The sequence below is a fragment of the Isoptericola sp. NPDC056578 genome, from assembly GCF_042793275.1.
Lineage (GTDB): Bacteria > Actinomycetota > Actinomycetes > Actinomycetales > Cellulomonadaceae > Isoptericola.
Map to the genome: position 1 here is coordinate 1 of NZ_JBHTVC010000039.1, position 15,971 is coordinate 15,971.

At 73.4% G+C, this 15,971-nt stretch carries 16 protein-coding genes; 11 read left to right on the forward strand and 5 right to left on the reverse strand.

Translation table 11 applies throughout. The annotated features are described in order from the left end of the window. Positions 1 to 45: 45 nt before the first annotated feature. A complete protein-coding gene (gene guaB, locus ACFQ80_RS15070; protein ID WP_430550446.1) occupies positions 46 to 1,563 on the reverse strand; it encodes an IMP dehydrogenase in 1,518 nt (505 codons plus the stop codon). A 97-nt stretch (positions 1,564 to 1,660) separates the two neighbouring features. Then, positions 1,661 to 2,782, reverse strand: coding sequence for a MerR family transcriptional regulator (locus ACFQ80_RS15075; RefSeq protein WP_430564230.1), 1,122 nt, complete (start codon positions 2,780 to 2,782; stop codon positions 1,661 to 1,663). 203 nt (positions 2,783 to 2,985) lie between these two features. Between ACFQ80_RS15075 and ACFQ80_RS15080 the strand changes: the two genes are divergently transcribed. Then, complete coding sequence (locus ACFQ80_RS15080) at positions 2,986 to 3,276, forward strand: WhiB family transcriptional regulator (RefSeq protein WP_166845770.1); 291 nt, start codon at positions 2,986 to 2,988, stop codon at positions 3,274 to 3,276. A gap of 53 nt (positions 3,277 to 3,329) precedes the next feature. Here the strand turns inward: ACFQ80_RS15080 and groES are convergent, their stop codons facing one another. Then, a complete protein-coding gene (groES, locus tag ACFQ80_RS15085; protein ID WP_079572552.1) occupies positions 3,330 to 3,626 on the reverse strand; it encodes a co-chaperone GroES in 297 nt (98 codons plus the stop codon). 208 nt (positions 3,627 to 3,834) lie between these two features. Here groES and ACFQ80_RS15090 point away from each other — a divergent pair, with 208 nt between their 5' ends. Both ACFQ80_RS15090 and ACFQ80_RS15095 read left to right on the forward strand, forming a co-directional pair. Continuing rightward, positions 3,835 to 5,070 carry an SAM-dependent methyltransferase gene (locus ACFQ80_RS15090; protein WP_430564231.1) on the forward strand — a complete coding sequence of 412 codons (1,236 nt, stop codon included), beginning with the start codon at positions 3,835 to 3,837 and terminating at the stop codon, positions 5,068 to 5,070. An 87-nt stretch (positions 5,071 to 5,157) separates the two neighbouring features. Beyond that, on the forward strand, positions 5,158 to 6,309 hold the full coding sequence (locus ACFQ80_RS15095; protein ID WP_430564232.1) for a glutamate--cysteine ligase: 1,152 nt from the start codon (positions 5,158 to 5,160) through the stop codon (positions 6,307 to 6,309). On the opposite strand, the gene ACFQ80_RS15100 is transcribed toward ACFQ80_RS15095, so the two are convergent. Continuing rightward, on the reverse strand, positions 6,310 to 7,266 hold the full coding sequence (locus tag ACFQ80_RS15100; RefSeq protein ID WP_430564233.1) for a class I SAM-dependent methyltransferase: 957 nt from the start codon (positions 7,264 to 7,266) through the stop codon (positions 6,310 to 6,312). A 67-nt stretch (positions 7,267 to 7,333) separates the two neighbouring features. Beyond that, positions 7,334 to 8,395, reverse strand: a complete 1,062-nt coding sequence (gene tsaD, locus ACFQ80_RS15105; protein WP_430564234.1) for a tRNA (adenosine(37)-N6)-threonylcarbamoyltransferase complex transferase subunit TsaD — start codon at positions 8,393 to 8,395, stop codon at positions 7,334 to 7,336. Between the two features lie 204 nt (positions 8,396 to 8,599). On the opposite strand from tsaD, the gene urtA reads away from it, so the two are divergent. From urtA to ACFQ80_RS15145, 8 genes are read left to right on the forward strand one after another with little or no spacing between them, the layout of a single operon-like run. Next, positions 8,600 to 9,895: an urea ABC transporter substrate-binding protein gene (urtA, locus tag ACFQ80_RS15110; protein WP_430564235.1), complete on the forward strand. Its 1,296-nt coding sequence runs from the start codon at positions 8,600 to 8,602 to the stop codon at positions 9,893 to 9,895. Between the two features lie 21 nt (positions 9,896 to 9,916). Next, complete coding sequence (gene urtB / locus ACFQ80_RS15115) at positions 9,917 to 10,801, forward strand: urea ABC transporter permease subunit UrtB (RefSeq protein ID WP_430564236.1); 885 nt, start codon at positions 9,917 to 9,919, stop codon at positions 10,799 to 10,801. Further along, positions 10,798 to 11,955, forward strand: coding sequence for an urea ABC transporter permease subunit UrtC (gene urtC / locus ACFQ80_RS15120; RefSeq protein ID WP_430550454.1), 1,158 nt, complete (start codon positions 10,798 to 10,800; stop codon positions 11,953 to 11,955). The genes urtB and urtC overlap by 4 nt, the downstream gene beginning before the upstream one ends. After that, positions 11,952 to 12,812, forward strand: coding sequence for an urea ABC transporter ATP-binding protein UrtD (gene urtD, locus ACFQ80_RS15125; protein WP_430564237.1), 861 nt, complete (start codon positions 11,952 to 11,954; stop codon positions 12,810 to 12,812). The genes urtC and urtD overlap by 4 nt, the downstream gene beginning before the upstream one ends. Next, a complete protein-coding gene (locus ACFQ80_RS15130; RefSeq protein WP_430564238.1) occupies positions 12,809 to 13,510 on the forward strand; it encodes an ATP-binding cassette domain-containing protein in 702 nt (233 codons plus the stop codon). Before urtD ends, ACFQ80_RS15130 begins: the two co-directional genes overlap by 4 nt. 55 nt (positions 13,511 to 13,565) lie before the next feature. Then, positions 13,566 to 13,868, forward strand: a complete 303-nt coding sequence (locus ACFQ80_RS15135) for an urease subunit gamma (RefSeq protein WP_430550457.1) — start codon at positions 13,566 to 13,568, stop codon at positions 13,866 to 13,868. 22 nt (positions 13,869 to 13,890) lie between these two features. Then, the gene (ureB, locus tag ACFQ80_RS15140; protein WP_430564239.1) at positions 13,891 to 14,265 is read left to right on the forward strand and encodes an urease subunit beta; all 375 of its coding nucleotides are present in this window, start codon (positions 13,891 to 13,893) and stop codon (positions 14,263 to 14,265) included. After that, positions 14,265 to 15,968 (forward strand): urease subunit alpha, encoded by a 1,704-nt coding sequence (locus ACFQ80_RS15145; protein ID WP_430564240.1) that lies wholly within the window; start codon positions 14,265 to 14,267, stop codon positions 15,966 to 15,968. The genes ureB and ACFQ80_RS15145 overlap by 1 nt, the downstream gene beginning before the upstream one ends. The last annotated feature ends 3 nt before the right edge of the window (positions 15,969 to 15,971 follow it).

The window sequence follows — 15,971 nt, forward strand, 5'->3', positions numbered from 1 at the left end:
CCCCTGGGGTGCCGGGCCTCCGTCGTGACCGTCGTGCGGGTCGGCTCAGAACCCGGCGTAGTTCGGCGCCTCGACCGTCATCTGCACGTCGTGGGGGTGGCTCTCCTTGAGCGACGCGGAGGTGATGCGCACGAACCGGCCCTTGGCCTGGAGCTCGGGGATGGTGCTGGCGCCGACGTAGAACATCGACTGGTGCAGCCCGCCGACGAGCTGGTGCGCGACGGTGTTCAGCGTGCCCTTGTACGGCACCTGCCCCTCGATGCCCTCCGGCACGATCATGTCGTCGCTGGTGACCTCGGCCTGGAAGTAGCGGTCCTTCGAGTAGGACTTCTTGCCGCGCGACGACATCGCGCCCATCGAGCCCATGCCGCGGTACGCCTTGTACTGCTTGCCGTTGACGAGGATCGTCTCGCCCGGCGCCTCCTCGGTGCCGGCCAGCATCGAGCCGAGCATGACGGTCTCCGCGCCCGCGACGAGCGCCTTGCCGATCTCGCCCGAGTGCCGCATGCCGCCGTCGGCGATGACCGGGACACCGGCGGCGCGCGCGGCCAGGGACGCCTCGTACACGGCGGTGATCTGCGGGACGCCGACGCCGGTCACGATGCGCGTGGTGCAGATGGAGCCCGGGCCGACACCCACCTTGATCGCGTCCGCGCCCGCGTCCACGAAGGTCTGCGCGCCCTCCTTCGTCCCGACGTTGCCGCCGATCACCTGCACGTGGCGGGTGGCGGGGTCGGTCTTGAGCTTGCGGACCATGTCGACGAGCATCCGCACGTTGCCGTGCGCGGTGTCCGCGACGAGCACGTCGACGCCGGCGTCGACCAGCGTCGTCGCGCGCTCCCACGCGTCGCCGAAGTAGCCGATCGCCGCGCCGACGAGCAGGCGGCCCTGGCCGTCCTTCGACGCGTTCGGGAACTGCTCGGACTTCACGAAGTCCTTGACGGTGATGAGGCCGGCGAGACGGCCCTCCGCGTCGACCAGCGGCAGCCGCTCCAGCTTGTGCTTGCGCAGCAGCAGCGTGGCGTCCTCGCGCGAGATGCCGGCCTGCCCGGTGATGAGCGGAGCGGGCGTCATGACCTCGGAGACCTTGGTCGTGGCCCACTCGGCGACCGGGGTGAAGCGCAGGTCGCGGTTGGTGACGATGCCGGTGAGGTGGCCGCCCGCGTCGACCACGGGGAAGCCGGAGATGCGGTACTCCCCCGCCCGCTTGTCGAGCTCCTCGAGGGTCGCGTCCGGCCCGATCGTCACCGGGTTGGAGATGATGCCGGTCTGCGTCCGCTTGACCAGGTCCACCTGGTACGCCTGGTCCTCGATCGACAGGTTGCGGTGCAGCACGCCGATGCCGCCCTGACGGGCCATCGCGATCGCCATCCGCGACTCGGTGACGGTGTCCATCGCGGCCGAGACGAGCGGCACGCGCAGGGAGATCTCGCGGGTGAGGCGCGAGGTGGTGTCGATGTCCGACGGGGCGAGGTCGGAGTACCCCGGCAGCAGCAGGACGTCGTCGTAGGTGAGGCCGAGGAATCCGAACGGGTCGTGCGCGGGCGAGGTCGAGTCCGTCATGACAGGAGTCTACGTTCTGGGCGGCCCCGTTATTCCGGCCCGTCCGGCCTTCGGGGCCCCGCCGTGGCGGACCTCACGTCACGGCTCGCCTCACGGATCACGTCACGACGGCGAGCGCCTCGTGCAGCATCGCGGTGAACGACCGCACCCGCTGCACGGTGGCTGCCAGCGGCAGCTCGCTCGCGGCGTCGTCCCGCCGCAGGCTCACGATGACCGGGAGCTCGGCGAAGCCCTCGTGCACCGCGTGGATGAGGTCCAGGTCGGGACGCCGCTGCGCCGTCGCGAGGACGAGCGCCGCCGGCCGCACCATCGTCACCAGCTCGAGCGAGCGGTGCGTGCTCGCGGGGCCGGTCACGATGCGCGCCGTCGCCCCCTTCGCCGTCAGGGCGGCGGCGAGGGCGTGCGCGGACAGCGGCACCACCTCGTCGGGGGCGGCGAAGATGAGCACGATCTTGCGCATCCGGCTCGGGTGGTTGGCCGGCGGGGCCCCACCCGCGACCATGGCGCGCTCGAACGCCTCGGTGAAGTCGCGCAGCGCGCGCAGGGCCGCCGTGGCGAGCACCACCTCGGGCACCGCGCCCGGGCCGGCGAGCACCGTCCGCTGGGCGACGCGCTGCCAGGCCGGTTCCGCGATCTCGGTCCACCAGGCGGCGGGGTCGCCCTGCGCCGGGATGGCGAGCAGGTCGTCGCACCCGGCCTGGTCGTAGGCGAGTGCGGCGTCCACCACGGCCGACACCCGGCCGGAAGCGCTCCCACCGGGCACGTGACCGGGAGCCGCGGAGGCTCCTTCGCCGCCCCCGGGCAGGGCGCGGAGGTGGCCTCGCCCGCGCGGGGCGTCGCCGTCGGCGGCGGGCGCCGGTCGCTCCGGGTCGGGCTCTGCGTCGTCGCCGTCGTCCGCCTCGGCACCGACGCTCGCGGCCTCCTCGGTCGCCTCCTCGAGCTCCTCGACGCCCGCCTCGAGGGCGGCCTTCGCGGCGTCGACCGGCGCGACGCCCTCGAGCGTGAGCCGGCGCATGACGAGCAGGCGCGCCACGTCCTCGGGCGTGTAGCGGCGGTGCGATCCCGCGGTGCGGGCGGACGGGCCGAGCCCGTAGCGACGGTCCCACGTGCGCAGGGTCGCCGGAGCGACCCCCAGGCGCCTGGCGACCGCCGCGACGGCGAGGCCCGCGCTCGACGCGCGAGACCCGCCCCCGTGAGGAGCGGGTCGGGATGAGGTCATGGCGTCGATTCTGCCGAGAGGACCGGAGGGTCGCCACTGCTCCCCCGGGCGCGCCGCCGTAATGGTCGACGGCGCAGGTCAAAGCCGTTCAGATGCCAGGCGAACCCATTCAGCCACGGCCGTGAAGTTGAACACTGAATCATCGAATCCGGTCACGAAATCGGACCTTGAACAACTTCTGCACAACTTGTAGGTTGTTCGCCATGACGGAGATCTCGAGGCTTCCCGGTCCGGTGATGGAGCTGTGGGAGTGGCAGTACCAGGGCTCCTGCCGCGACGCGGACGACACGTTGTTCTTCCACCCCGAGGGTGAGCGCGGTTCGACGCGTCGACGCCGGGCCGAGGCGGCCAAGGCGATCTGCCGCTCGTGCCCCGTGATGATGCAGTGCCGGGAGCAGTCGCTCCGGGTCCGGGAGCCCTACGGGGTGTGGGGCGGCCTCAGCGAGGACGAGCGCTCCGCGATCCTCGCCGGAAGCGCCCGCAAGACCGGCTGACAGCACGAAGGCCCCGCACCGACGGTGCGAGGCCTTCTGCGTGCTGGGCGTCGTCAGGCGACGACGACCGCGAGGATGTCGCGGGCGGAGAGGACGAGGTAGTCCTCCCCGGCGTACTTGACCTCGGTGCCGCCGTACTTGCTGTAGATGACCTTGTCACCGACCTTTACGTCGACGGGGACGCGGTTGCCCTTGTCGTCGAAGCGACCCTCGCCCACGGCCAGGACCTCGCCCTCCTGGGGCTTCTCCTTGGCGGTGTCCGGGATGACCAGGCCGGAAGCGGTCGTGGTCTCGGCCTCGATGGCCTTGACGACGATCCGGTCCTCGAGCGGCTTGATGGGGACCGACACGTCGGACCTCCTTGATTCGCGATGCGTGGATGGACTAGCTGATTGACCAGGTCGCGTCCGAGGGCTGGCCGTCGTCGCGGGTGCCGGTACAGCCTTGCGGTCGCTGACGACAAATCTAGGCAGGCGTTAGCACTCTGACAAGTCGAGTGCCAGAGGTCGGCGGGTCGTTCGCCCAGAGCGTCACCCGCGCGCCTGAGACGATGGCCCGATGGACCCCTCCTCCGTGAGCAAGCTGCTGAGCCCGGACGGGTGGGCGCTGGTCAACTCGCTGCCGCCCTACGACGAGAAGCAGGCCATGTCCCTGGCCACCCGGCTGCGGGCCGACGGCGTCGACCCCGACCTCGCGGCGGCCGCGCTCACCCAGTCGCGGCTGCGGGCCAAGGCCCGCGCCAAGCTCGGCGACTTCGCGGACGGGATGCTCTTCACGCCCGACGGCGTCGAGCAGGCCACCCGGCTCGTGGTCGCGGCCCTGCACGCCCGCCGCTACCTCGCCGCCGGCGTCACCAAGGTCGCGGACCTCACCAGCGGGATCGGCGCCGACGCGCTCGCGTTCGCGGGCGTCGGCCTGCACGTGCTCGCGACCGACGTCGACGAGGTCACCGCCGCGCTCGCCACCGTGAACCTGCGGTACTTCCCCGAGGCCGAGGTACGGCACGCCGACGGCCTCGCGCTCGACCTCGCCGCCGAGGGCGTGGACGGCGTCTACGCCGACCCGGCCCGCCGCACGCGCGGGGGCCGGCGGGTGTTCGACCCGGCCGCCTACGCTCCCCCGCTCGACGCCGTGTGGGACCTGCGCGCGCAGGTCCCCGCCCTCGGGATCAAGGTGGGGCCCGGCATCCCGCACCAGGGGCTGCCCGAGGACGCGGAGACGCAGTGGGTCTCGGTGGACGGCGACGTCGTCGAGGCGGGGCTCTGGTTCGGGCCGCTCGCCCCCGCGGGGCCGGGACGGTCCGCGCTCGTGCTCGCGACGTCCGGCGGGACGACGACGTCGCGCACCCTGCGCGCCGACCGGCGCGCGGACGGCGACGGCGCCGAGCTCGTGCCCGACGTCGGCCCCGTCGGCGCCTACCTGTACGAACCGGACGGCGCCGTCATCCGCGCCGGGCTCGTGGCGCACGCCGCCGCCGAGCTGGGCGGGCGGCTGCTGGACCGCACCATCGCCTACGTCACGACCGACCAGCCCGCCCCGCCGCCCACGGACGGCACGGCGCCGCTGGCCGCCGGCTACCGCGTGCTCGACGTCATGCCGTTCAACCTCAAGCGGCTCAAGGCCTACCTGCGCGAGCGCGGCGTGGGCCGCCTCACGATCAAGAAGCGCGGCACCGCCGTGACGCCCGAGCAGCTGCGCGCCCAGCTCTCGCCGAAGGGCGACGCGGAGGCGACCCTCGTGCTCACGCGCGTCGCCGGCGCGCAGCACGTGCTCGTCGTCGAGCCGCTGCGCTGACGCGCGCCGGGCCCGCGGCGGCCCGTCCGACGAGACGCGGCCGGACCGACGCGCGGCCCGGCGTCCCCGCGTGGAAGCATGGCCCGCATGGTGCTGGAATTCGCCGCCTCCGAGCGGTCGAGCGTCGGGCTCGAGTGGGAGCTCGCGCTGGTCGACGCCGACTCGGGCAACCTGCGGCAGGTGGCGCCGGCCGTCATCGAGGCGGTGGCCGACGACGTCCGGCACCGCTACGTGAAGCCCGAGTTCCTGCGGAACACGGTCGAGGTGATCAGCGACGTGCGCCGTACGGTCCCCGAGGCGATCGCCGACCTCGAGCGCGGCATCGCCGCCATCCACGACGCCACCGGTCCCATGCGCGTCGACCTCATGGGCGCCGGCACGCACCCGTTCGCGCACTGGTCGCAGCAGAAGGTGACCGACAAGAAGCGGTACGCCACCGTCGTCGACCGGGCGCAGGTCGTGGGGCGCCAGCAGATCGTCTACGGTGTGCACGCGCACGTGGGCATCGAGGACCGCGCCAAGGTGCTGCCCATCGTCAACTCGCTGCTGGTGTACCTGCCGTACCTGCAGGTGCTGTCCGCGTCGTCGCCGTTCTTCGGCGGCGACGACACCGGCTACGCCTCGATGCGCACCATGATCTTCCAGCAGCTGCCCACCGCAGGGCTGCCGTACCAGTTCGGGGCCTGGTCCGAGCTGGAGCGGTACACCGCCGACATGCTGCACACCGGCGTCATCGACGACTTCACGGAGGTGCGCTGGGACGTGCGGCCCGCGCCGCACTTCGGCACGGTCGAGATGCGGATCTGCGACGGCACGTCGAACACGTTCGAGCTCGCCGCCCTCGGCGCCCTCGTGCACTGCCTGGTCGAGCACCTGTCGACCCTGCTCGACGAGGGACGCCCGCTGCCCACGATGCCGCCGTGGTTCGTGCACGAGAACAAGTGGCGCGCGGCCCGCTACGGCACCGACGCGATCATCATCCTCGACGACGCGGGCGAGGAGGAGCTCGTCACCGACGCCCTCCCCCGCCTGCTCACGACCCTCGAGCCCGTGGCAGACCGGCTCGGCTGCGCCGCCGCGCTCGACGGCGTGCGGGACATCGTGCGCCGCGGTGCGTCGTACCAGCGCCAGCGCGAGGTGGCGCGCGCGCACGGCGGGGGTCCCGCGGCGCTGGAGGCCGTGGTCGCGTCGCTCGTCGCCGAGCTGCACGCCGGGCGACCGCTGCCCGCGGCGGGCTGACTACTCCTTCTCGAAGTCCCACACGATGAGGGTGGGCGTCCGGGCGTACGCCGCGTGGGCGGCCGCCTCGACCCACGGCATCATCTGCCAGATGTCGGGCGGCCTGGTCGGGTCCTCGAGCTCCAGGTCCGCGCCGGGGTCGAACGCGCCGTTCCCGGCGTGCGCGGCCGCGGTGTACTCCCGGCCGCCGTCGTCCTCGTCCGCGCCCCCGCCCGCGTACTCGCGGCAGAACCGCGGCGCCAGGCCCACGGGCAGTGCCGCCTGCAGGTACTCGCTGGTGGCGTGCTGCCAGTTCGGCATGTACCCGAACTCGCCGTCCGCCCCCTCGACCAGCGGGTAGAGGGGGGAGCCGACGAAGTAGCCGCGCGTGTCGGAGACGACGAGGCGCCCGCCCGGCCGCAGCACGCGCGAGAGCTCGGCGAACACCGGTCCCAGGTCCCGCACGTGGCACAGCGCGAGGGTGACCAGGACCAGGTCGGCGGAGGCGTCGGGGACCGGCAGGTCGCGCAGGTCCCCCTCGGCGAACCGCGCCCCCGGGACCTTGGTGCGGGCGACCGCGAGCATGTCGGGCGACGAGTCGACGCCGAGCACGTCGTGCCCCTGCTCGACCAGCCACTCCGTGTGCCGGCCCGTGCCGCACGCGGCGTCGATCGCCACGCCGCGGGGCAGCCCCTCCATGAGCGGCCGGACGAGCGGCTCCTCCATGCCCCAGAACCCGTTCGGGCCGTCGTAGCGGGGCGCCCAGTGCCGGTACCCGTCGCGGGTGGTGATCGGCGGGACGTCGCGGCCGTCACCGAACCTGTCGGCCGCGTCGAGCAGCGCGCGGACGTCGGCCAGCCGCGCCTCGACGAACGCCCGGTCGTGCTCCCCGGCGAACGCGCGCATCAGCGCCACGCCCTCCAGCCCGACGAGGTACGCGAGCGGGTGCTGATAGATGGCGGGGCGGTCGGTGTCCACGCCCGGGACGCTACCGAGGCCCGGGCGGCGTGCCGAGGCCTTTTCCGCCAGGCCCGACGCGGCGGGCTCAGACGGTGATCGTGGTCATCGGCATCGACGAGTCGACCGGGAAGTCGAAGCTCGACGGTGCCGCCCCGGCACGCACGACGGCGGAGCCCAGCGCGGCGATCATCGCGCCGTTGTCGGTGCAGTAGCGGATGGGCGGGATACGCAGGTCGATGCCCGCCTCCGCGCACCGCTTCGCCGCCATGTCGCGCAGCTGGCTGTTCGCGGAGAAGCCGCCGCCCACGACCAGGGTCTCGACGTCGTGCCGCCGGCACGCGGCGATCGTCTTGGCCGTGAGCACGTCGGCGACGGCGGCGGCGAACGACGCGGCGACGTCGGCCTCGGGCACCTCGCGCCCGGCGTCGACGCAGGCCTCGATCCAGCGCGCGACGGCCGTCTTGAGGCCGGAGAAGGAGAAGTCGTAGGCGTGCTCGGCCTGGTCCTTCGCGGCGGTCAGGCCGCGCGGGAAGCGGATGGCCTCCGGGTCGCCCTCGCGGGCGAGCCGGTCCACGTGCGGGCCGCCGGGGTACGGCAGGCCGAGCAGGCGGCCGACCTTGTCGAAGGCCTCCCCCGCCGCGTCGTCGAGCGTGGATCCGAGCTCGGTGACGTCGGTCGCGACGTCGTCCACGAGCATCAGCGTGCTGTGGCCGCCCGAGACCACCAGCGCCATCGTGCGGCCGTCGAACGGGCCGTCGACGAGCTGGTTCACCGCGGCGTGCCCGATGACGTGGTTGACGCCGTACAGCGGCTTGTTCAGGCCGATCGCGAGCGCCTTCGCCGCGGACGCGCCGATCGTCAGCGGACCCACGAGCCCGGGGCCGGCGGTGACGGCGATCGCGTCCACCTCGGACAGGTCGACGTCGGCCTCGCCGAGCGCACGCCGGATCGTCGGGACCATCGCCTCCAGGTGGGCGCGGCTCGCGACCTCCGGGATGATCCCGCCGTAGCGCGCGTGCTCGTCCATGGAGCTGGCGACGGCGTCGACCAGGAGCTCGTCGCCGCGGACGAGCGCGACGCCCGTCTCGTCGCAGGAGGTCTCGATGCCGAGGACGAGGGGGTCGCCGACCCCGTGCGCGGATGCCATGGCCCCATGATCGCACCGGCACCACGGCGACCGCTCCGGCCACCTCTCCGGCACCGCCCGGACCAGCCGTAACACGATGGTGACACCGAACTCACCGCGGGGACACGTGGGCGTACTTGGGTTCATCTGAACCTAACCGGGCCTGGCCCACCGGGTTCGTCCGCACCTCATCGGGCCCACGGGCCACGGCCACGAAGGAGCACCATGCGTCCTCGAAGCAGCACGGGCACCACGCGTACCGGCACGCGTACCGGCACCACCCGACCTGTCGTCGCCTCGCTCGCCGTCGTCGCCGTCGCGGCCCTCTCGGCCTGCGGGGCACGGGTGGACGCGGCGAGCGGCGACGCCTCGGCCTCCGCGGCCGCGGGCTGCGTCGACACCTCGGGCGACACGGTCCAGATCGGCTTCCTCAACTCGCTGTCGGGCACGATGGCGATCTCCGAGCAGACCGTGCACGACGCGCTCCAGCTGGCCGCTGCCGAGATCAACGCGGACGGCGGGGTGCTCGGCAAGCAGCTCGAGGTCGTCTCCGAGGACGGCCAGTCGGAGCCCACGGTCTTCGCGGAGAAGGCGACCAAGCTCATCACCAGCGACTGCGTCGCGGCCGTGTTCGGCGGCTGGACGTCGGCGTCGCGCAAGGCCATGCTGCCGGTCTTCGAGGCGAACGACTCGCTGCTGTTCTACCCCGTCCAGTACGAGGGGCTCGAGGCCTCCGAGAACATCTTCTACACGGGCGCCACGACCAACCAGCAGATCGTGCCGGCCCTGGACTACCTCGCCGAGCAGGGCACGAAGTCCCTGTTCCTCGTGGGCTCCGACTACGTGTTCCCGCGCACCGCGAACAAGATCATCAACGCGTACGCCGAGGCGCACGGCATCGAGATCGTCGGCGAGGAGTACGCGCCGCTGGGCCACACGGACTTCTCCACCATCGTCAACAAGGTGAAGGCCGCCGGGGCCGACGCGGTGTTCAACACCCTCAACGGCGACTCCAACGTCGCGTTCTTCAAGGAGTACAACAACGCCGGCCTGTCCGCCGAGGACATGCCCGTCGTCTCCGTCTCGATCGCGGAGGAGGAGGTGGGTGGCATCGGCGTGGACAACATCGAGGGCCAGCTCACCGCCTGGAACTACTACCAGACGGTCGACAGCCCCGAGAACGACGCGTTCGTCGAGGCGTTCCAGGCCGAGTACGGCGACGACCGCGTGACGTCCGACCCGATGGAGGCGGCCTACACCTCGCTGTACCTGTGGAAGGCGATGGTCGAGAAGGCGGAGTCCTTCGACGTCGCGGACGTGCAGGCGGCCGCGGACGGCGTCACCTTCGACGCCCCCGAGGGCACCGTCGTCGTGGACGGCGACAACCACCACGTCGCCAAGACGGCGCTCGTCGGGCGCATCGGCGCGGACGGGCTCATCCACACCGAGTGGAGCTCCGAGGAGCCCATCGAGCCGGACCCGTTCCTCGAGGGCTACGACTGGGCCGACGGGCTCTCCTGAGCCGGGGGCGGCGGACACGACATGGACACCCTCCTCTCCCAGCTCTTCGCGGGCCTGAGCCTCGGCTCGGTGCTGCTGCTCGCGGCCCTGGGCCTCGCCCTGACGTTCGGTCAGATGGGCGTGATCAACATGGCCCACGGCGAGTTCATGATGGCGGGCGCCTACACGGCGTTCGTGATCCAGGGGCTCCTCGGCGACCCCGGCGCGAGCCTGCTCGTGTCGCTGCCGCTCGGCTTCCTCGTCGGCGGGGCGCTCGGGCTGCTGCTCGAGGCCACGCTCATCCACCGCATGTACCGGCGGCCGCTCGACACGCTGCTCGTCACCTGGGGCGTCGCCCTGCTGCTGCAGCAGGTGGCGCGGGACGTGTTCGGCGCCCCCAACGTGGACGTGGCCGCGCCCGGCTGGCTGTCGGGCGCGGTCACCGTCGGCGGCCTCGCGCTGCCGAAGACGCGCCTCTTCATCCTCGCGCTGGCGGTGACGTGCGTCGTCGTGCTGGCCCTCGTGCTGCGGGCCACCCCGCTCGGGCGCCGGATCCGGGCCGTCGTGCAGCACCGTGACCTGGCGGAGGCCTCCGGCATCTCGTCGCGGGCCACCGACCGGCTCACCTTCTTCGTCGGCTCCGGCCTCGCCGGGATCGCCGGCGTCGCGCTGACCCTGCTCGGCTCGGTCGGACCGACGCTCGGCACCGGCTACATCGTCGACGCGTTCCTCGTCGTCGTGGCCGGCGGCATCGGGCAGATCAAGGGCACGGTGATCGCCGCGACGGCGCTCGGCCTGATGCAGGCGTTCTTCGAATACTCCACCACGGCGTCCGTCGCGAAGGTCCTCGTGTTCGTCATCATCGTCGCGTTCCTGCAGGTACGACCCCAGGGCCTGGTCTCGGTCCGGACGAGGAGCCTCGCATGACGGGCACGAGCACCCGCACCGCACGGCTGTCCGCTCTCCTCCGCCCGGGCCGGGCGCGCGCCCTGGCCGGGTTCGGCCTCGCCGCCGTCCTGCTCCTCGCCGTCGCGCCGGTGCTGCTCAGCCCGTTCCGGCTCGGCCTGCTCGGCAAGTTCCTGTGCCTGGCCATGGTGGCCGTCGGCATCGGCCTTGCCTGGGGCCGCGGCGGACTGCTCACCCTCGGCCAGGGGGTGTACTTCGGCCTGGGCGCCTACGTCATGGCGATGCACCTCAAGCTGGCCGACGCCGGCCCCGGCGGCGTCCCCGACTTCATGCTGCTGTACGGCACCGGCGAGGTGCCCGGCTGGTGGGAGCCCCTGCGCTCGCCGGTCGTCGCCCTCGCCCTGGTGGTGCTCGTGCCCGCCGCGCTCGCCGCGGCCCTCGGCTGGGCCGTCTTCACGCGGCGCGTGCGGGGCGCGTACTTCGCGATCCTGTCGCAGGCCCTCGCCGCCGCGTTCGCCATCCTCCTGATCGGCCAGCAGCAGACGACGGGCGGCACCAACGGGCTGAACGGGTTCCGGTCGTTCTTCGGCTACGACCTCGCCGACCCGGTCAACCAGCGGATGCTCTACCTGATCGCCGCCGGGGTGCTGCTCGTCATGGTCGTCGTCGCCCGCCAGCTCATGGTGTCGCGGTTCGGCGAGGTCCTCGTCGCCGTCCGCGACCAGGAGGACCGGGTCCGGTTCCTCGGCTACGACCCGGCCGCCGTGAAGACCGTCGTCTACGTGGTCGCGGCCGTGATGGCGGCCGTCGGCGGGGCGCTCTTCGTGCCGATCGTGGGGATCGTCTCCCCCGCCGACGTCGGCGTCGTGCCGTCCATCGCCTTCCTCGTCGGCGTCGCCATCGGCGGCCGGGCGACCCTGCTCGGCCCGGTCCTCGGGTCCGTCGCCGTGAGCTGGGCGCAGACGTCGCTGTCCGAGCAGTTCCCCTCCGGCTGGATCTACCTCCAGGGGGCGCTGTTCGTCCTGGTCGTCGCGTTCCTGCCCGGCGGCCTGGCGTCGGTCGTGCCGATGCTGCGCCGCCGGCGTCGCGCCGCCCGCGGGGCGGAGCCGGCCGCTCCGGCCGCGCCGGACGACGCCCCGGCCTCCGACCTCCTGCCCGAAGGGAGCCGCGCATGAGCGAGCAGACCGAGCAGACCGAGCAGATCGACCTCGCCGCCGCCGACGCGCTGCTGGGGGACGACACCGCCCGGTTCCGCCACGACTACCTCGAGGTGCGCGGCCTGCGGGTCGAGTTCGGCGGGTTCGTCGCCGTGCGCGACGTCGACCTCACCGTCACCCAGGGCGACCTGCGGTTCCTCATCGGGCCCAACGGCGCGGGCAAGACGACGCTCATCGACGCCGTCACCGGCCTCGTGCGGGCCGCCGCCGGATCGGCCCGGTTCGGCGGGACGGAGCTGCTGGGGAGGGCCACGCACCGCGTCGCCCGCGCGGGCGTGGGCCGCACGTTCCAGACCGCGAGCGTGTTCGAGCAGCTCACCGTGCTGCAGAACCTCGACATCGCCGCGGGCGCCCGCCGCCGGCCGACGACGATGCTGCGCCGTCGCCGGGGCGTCCCGGAGGCGGTCGAGCAGGCGATGGAGACGGTCGGCCTCGCGGCGCTGCGCGACGTCCCGGCCGGCGTCCTCGCGCACGGCCAGAAGCAGTGGCTCGAGATCGGGATGCTGCTGGTGCAGGACGCGCACCTGCTGCTGCTCGACGAGCCCGTCGCGGGCATGACCCAGGCGGAGCGCGAGGAGACCGGCGAGCTGCTGCGCCGGGTGGGTTCGCAGCGCGTCGTGGTGGTCGTGGAGCACGACATGGAGTTCCTGCGCTCGTACGCCGACTCCGTGACCGTCATGCACCAGGGCCGCGTCCTCGCGGAGGGGACGGTGGCCGAGGTGCAGCAGGACCCGGCCGTCGTCGAGGTGTACCTCGGTTCCCCGGCCGGAGACCGAGGCACGGCCGACGCCACGACCACGGAGGGACGCGCATGATGCTCGAGCTGAGCGGCGTGAGCACGGGATACGGCCGCACGGCCGTCGTGCACGACGTCGACCTCGCCGTCGCGGACGGCACGCTGACCGCCGTCCTCGGCCACAACGGGGCGGGCAAGACCACGCTCCTCAAGGCCGTGCTCGGCCTGCTGCCCGCACGGGTCGGGACCGTGCGCCTGGCCGGCGACGACGTCACGCGGTGGCCGACCCACCGGCGGGTGCGCGCGGGGATCGCCTACGTGCCGCAGGGCCAGCAGTCCTTCGGCCAGCTCACCGCCCGGGAGAACCTGCAGGTGGTCGCGGACGCCCACGGGACCGCCGGCCGCCGCCGCACCGACGACGCGCTCGACCTGTTCCCCGCGCTGCGCGAGCTGCTCGGCCGTCAGGCGGGGCTGCTGTCCGGCGGCCAGCGCCAGCAGCTCGCCATCGCCCGCGCGCTCGTCACCGGCCCTCGGCTGCTGGTGCTCGACGAGCCCGCCGAGGGCATCCAGCCGAACGTCGTGAGCGAGATCTACGCGGCGATCACCACGCTGACGTCGGAGGGCGGGCTGTCCGCGCTGCTCGTCGAGCAGCACCTCGGCTACGCCGTCGAGCACGCGGCCGAGTACGCCGTGCTGGCGTCCGGGCGCGTGACCCACCGGGGGGCGGGCGGCGGCGTCGACGCCCTCGCCGGCGCCCGCGAGGCGATGGCGCTGTGAGCCGCCCTGCCGTGCGAGCCGCCGTGCGAGCCGCCGTCCGAGCCGAGGAGGAACCGTGCACCTGACCCCCGCCGACACCGAGAAGCTGCTGCTCGCCGTGGCGGGGATGGTCGCGCGCGACCGCCTCGCCCGCGGCGTCCGGCTCAACCACCCCGAGACGGTCGCCCTGCTGTCGTGCTGGGTGATCGAGCGGGCCCGCGACGGCGCCGACGTCCCGACGCTCATGCAGGACGGGCGCGAGGTGCTGGGCCGCGAGCAGGTGATGGACGGCGTGCCCGAGATGCTCGTCGACGTGCAGGTCGAGGCCACCTTCCCCGACGGCCGCAAGCTCGTCACGCTGCACCACCCGATCCCCTGACCCCGACCCGACTGGAGGACCCGTGTCCGCACACGCCACCGCCGGCCCCGGCGCCACCCGCGTCGCCCCCGGCCGCCTCGAGCTCAACGTGCGCCCCCCGCACGAGCGGCTGCGCCTCGTCGTGGAGAACACCGGCGACCGGCCGGTGCAGGTGGGCTCGCACGTGCACCTGCCCGACGCGAACGACGCGCTCCGCTTCGACCGCACCGCCGCGCACGGGTTCCGGCTCGACGTGCCGTCCGGCACCTCGCAGCGGTTCGAGCCCGGCGTGAGCCGGGAGGTCGACCTGGTGACGATCCGCGGGGCGCGGCGCGTGCCGGGCATCCAGCGGGGCAAGCACGACGACGGCGCGCTCGGCCCGGTCCGGGCCGATGCGCACGACGAGCAGGAGGACTGATGGTCTGGATCGACCGCGAGCGCTACGCGGCCCTGTACGGGCCCACCGTCGGCGACCAGCTGCGCCTCGGCGACACCGACCTGTGGATCGAGGTCACCGAGGACCGCACGGTCGGCGGCGAGGAGGCGGTGTTCGGCGGCGGCAAGTCCATCCGGGAGTCGATGGCGCAGTCCACCCGCACCCACGCCGAGGGCGCCCCCGACACCGTGATCACCGGCGTCGTCGTGCTCGACTGGTGGGGCGTGGTGCGGGCCGACGTCGGGCTGCGCGGCGGGCGGATCGTCGCGCTCGGCCGCGCGGGCAACCCGGACGTCGCGGACGGCGTGCACCCCGAACTGGTGATCGGGCCGTCCACGGACGTGATCTCGGGAGAGGGCCGCATCCTCACCGCCGGCGGCTTCGACCCGCACGTGCACCTGCTGTCGCCGTCGGCGCTGCACGAGGCGCTGGCCACCGGCATCACCACCGTCGCCGGGGGCGGCACCGGCCCCTCGGAGGGGTCGAAGGCCACCACCGTGACGCCCGGCGCCTGGCACCTGCGCTCGGTGCTGCGGGCGCTGGACCACCTGCCGCTCAACGTGCTGCTGCTGGGCAAGGGCAACACCGTCAGCGCCGCGTCCCTGGCCGAGCAGGCCCTGGCCGGGGCGGCGAGCTACAAGGTGCACGAGGACTGGGGCTCCACCCCCGCGGCCCTCGACGCCGCGCTGCGGGCCGCGGACGAGTGGGGCCTGCAGGTGGCGCTGCACTCCGACTCGCTCAACGAGGCCGGGTTCGTGCAGTCCACGATCGACGCGATCGACGGCCGGGGCATCCACGCGTACCACGTGGAGGGCGCGGGCGGCGGGCACGCCCCCGACATCCTCACGATCGCGAGCCTGCCGCACGTGCTGCCGGGGTCGACCAACCCGACCCTCCCCCACACCGTGAACACCGTGGCGGAGCACCTGGACATGCTCATGGTCTGCCACCACCTCAACCCCGCCGTCCCCGAGGACCTGGCGTTCGCCGAGTCGCGCATCCGGGCCTCCACGATCGCGGCCGAGGACGTGCTGCACGACCTGGGCGCCATCTCCATCACCTCCTCCGACGCCCAGGCGATGGGCCGCATCGGCGAGGTGATCACCCGCACCTGGCAGGTGGCGCACGTGATGAAGCACCGCCGCGGGCCGCTGTCGGGCGCCGAGCCGGCGGACAACGAGCGCGCCCGCCGGTACGTCGCGAAGTACACGATCAACCCGGCCGTCGCGCACGGCGTCGACGCCCACATCGGCTCGGTGGAGCCGGGCAAGCTGGCCGACCTCGTGCTGTGGGACCCCCGGTTCTTCGGGTTCCGGCCCGAGCTCGTGATCAAGGGCGGCGTCATCGCGTGGGCGGCGCTCGGCGACCCGAACGCGTCCATCCCCACCCCGCAGCCGGTGCTGCAGCGGCCGGCCTTCGGCGACGCGATCGGCGCGGACACCTCGCTCGCGTTCGTGGCGCCGGCGGCGATCGAGGACGGCCTGGCCGGGCGGCTCGGCCTGCGCCGCGACCTGGCCCCCGTCGCCCCCACCCGCGACGTCACCAAGGCCGACATGCGCAACAACGACGCGCTGCCGGAGATCGACATCCGCCCCGACACGTTCGAGATCCGCGTGGACGGCGACCTGGTGGAGCCCGCGCCCGCGGTCCGGCTGCCGCTGGCCCAGCTCTACTCGATGTTCTAGGGC

Bases quoted from the DNA above. Each gene is read 5' to 3' on its own strand.
- guaB (WP_430550446.1), bottom strand. From the start codon at position 1,563: ATGACGGACTCGACCTCGCCCGCGCACGACCCGTTCGGATTCCTCGGC.
- ACFQ80_RS15075 (WP_430564230.1), bottom strand. From the start codon at position 2,782: ATGACCTCATCCCGACCCGCTCCTCACGGGGGCGGGTCTCGCGCGTCG.
- ACFQ80_RS15080 (WP_166845770.1), top strand. From the start codon at position 2,986: ATGACGGAGATCTCGAGGCTTCCCGGTCCGGTGATGGAGCTGTGGGAG.
- ACFQ80_RS15090 (WP_430564231.1), top strand. From the start codon at position 3,835: ATGGACCCCTCCTCCGTGAGCAAGCTGCTGAGCCCGGACGGGTGGGCG.
- ACFQ80_RS15095 (WP_430564232.1), top strand. From the start codon at position 5,158: ATGGTGCTGGAATTCGCCGCCTCCGAGCGGTCGAGCGTCGGGCTCGAG.
- tsaD (WP_430564234.1), bottom strand. From the start codon at position 8,395: ATGGCATCCGCGCACGGGGTCGGCGACCCCCTCGTCCTCGGCATCGAG.
- urtA (WP_430564235.1), top strand. From the start codon at position 8,600: ATGCGTCCTCGAAGCAGCACGGGCACCACGCGTACCGGCACGCGTACC.
- urtB (WP_430564236.1), top strand. From the start codon at position 9,917: ATGGACACCCTCCTCTCCCAGCTCTTCGCGGGCCTGAGCCTCGGCTCG.
- urtC (WP_430550454.1), top strand. From the start codon at position 10,798: ATGACGGGCACGAGCACCCGCACCGCACGGCTGTCCGCTCTCCTCCGC.
- urtD (WP_430564237.1), top strand. From the start codon at position 11,952: ATGAGCGAGCAGACCGAGCAGACCGAGCAGATCGACCTCGCCGCCGCC.
- ACFQ80_RS15130 (WP_430564238.1), top strand. From the start codon at position 12,809: ATGATGCTCGAGCTGAGCGGCGTGAGCACGGGATACGGCCGCACGGCC.
- ACFQ80_RS15145 (WP_430564240.1), top strand. From the start codon at position 14,265: ATGGTCTGGATCGACCGCGAGCGCTACGCGGCCCTGTACGGGCCCACC.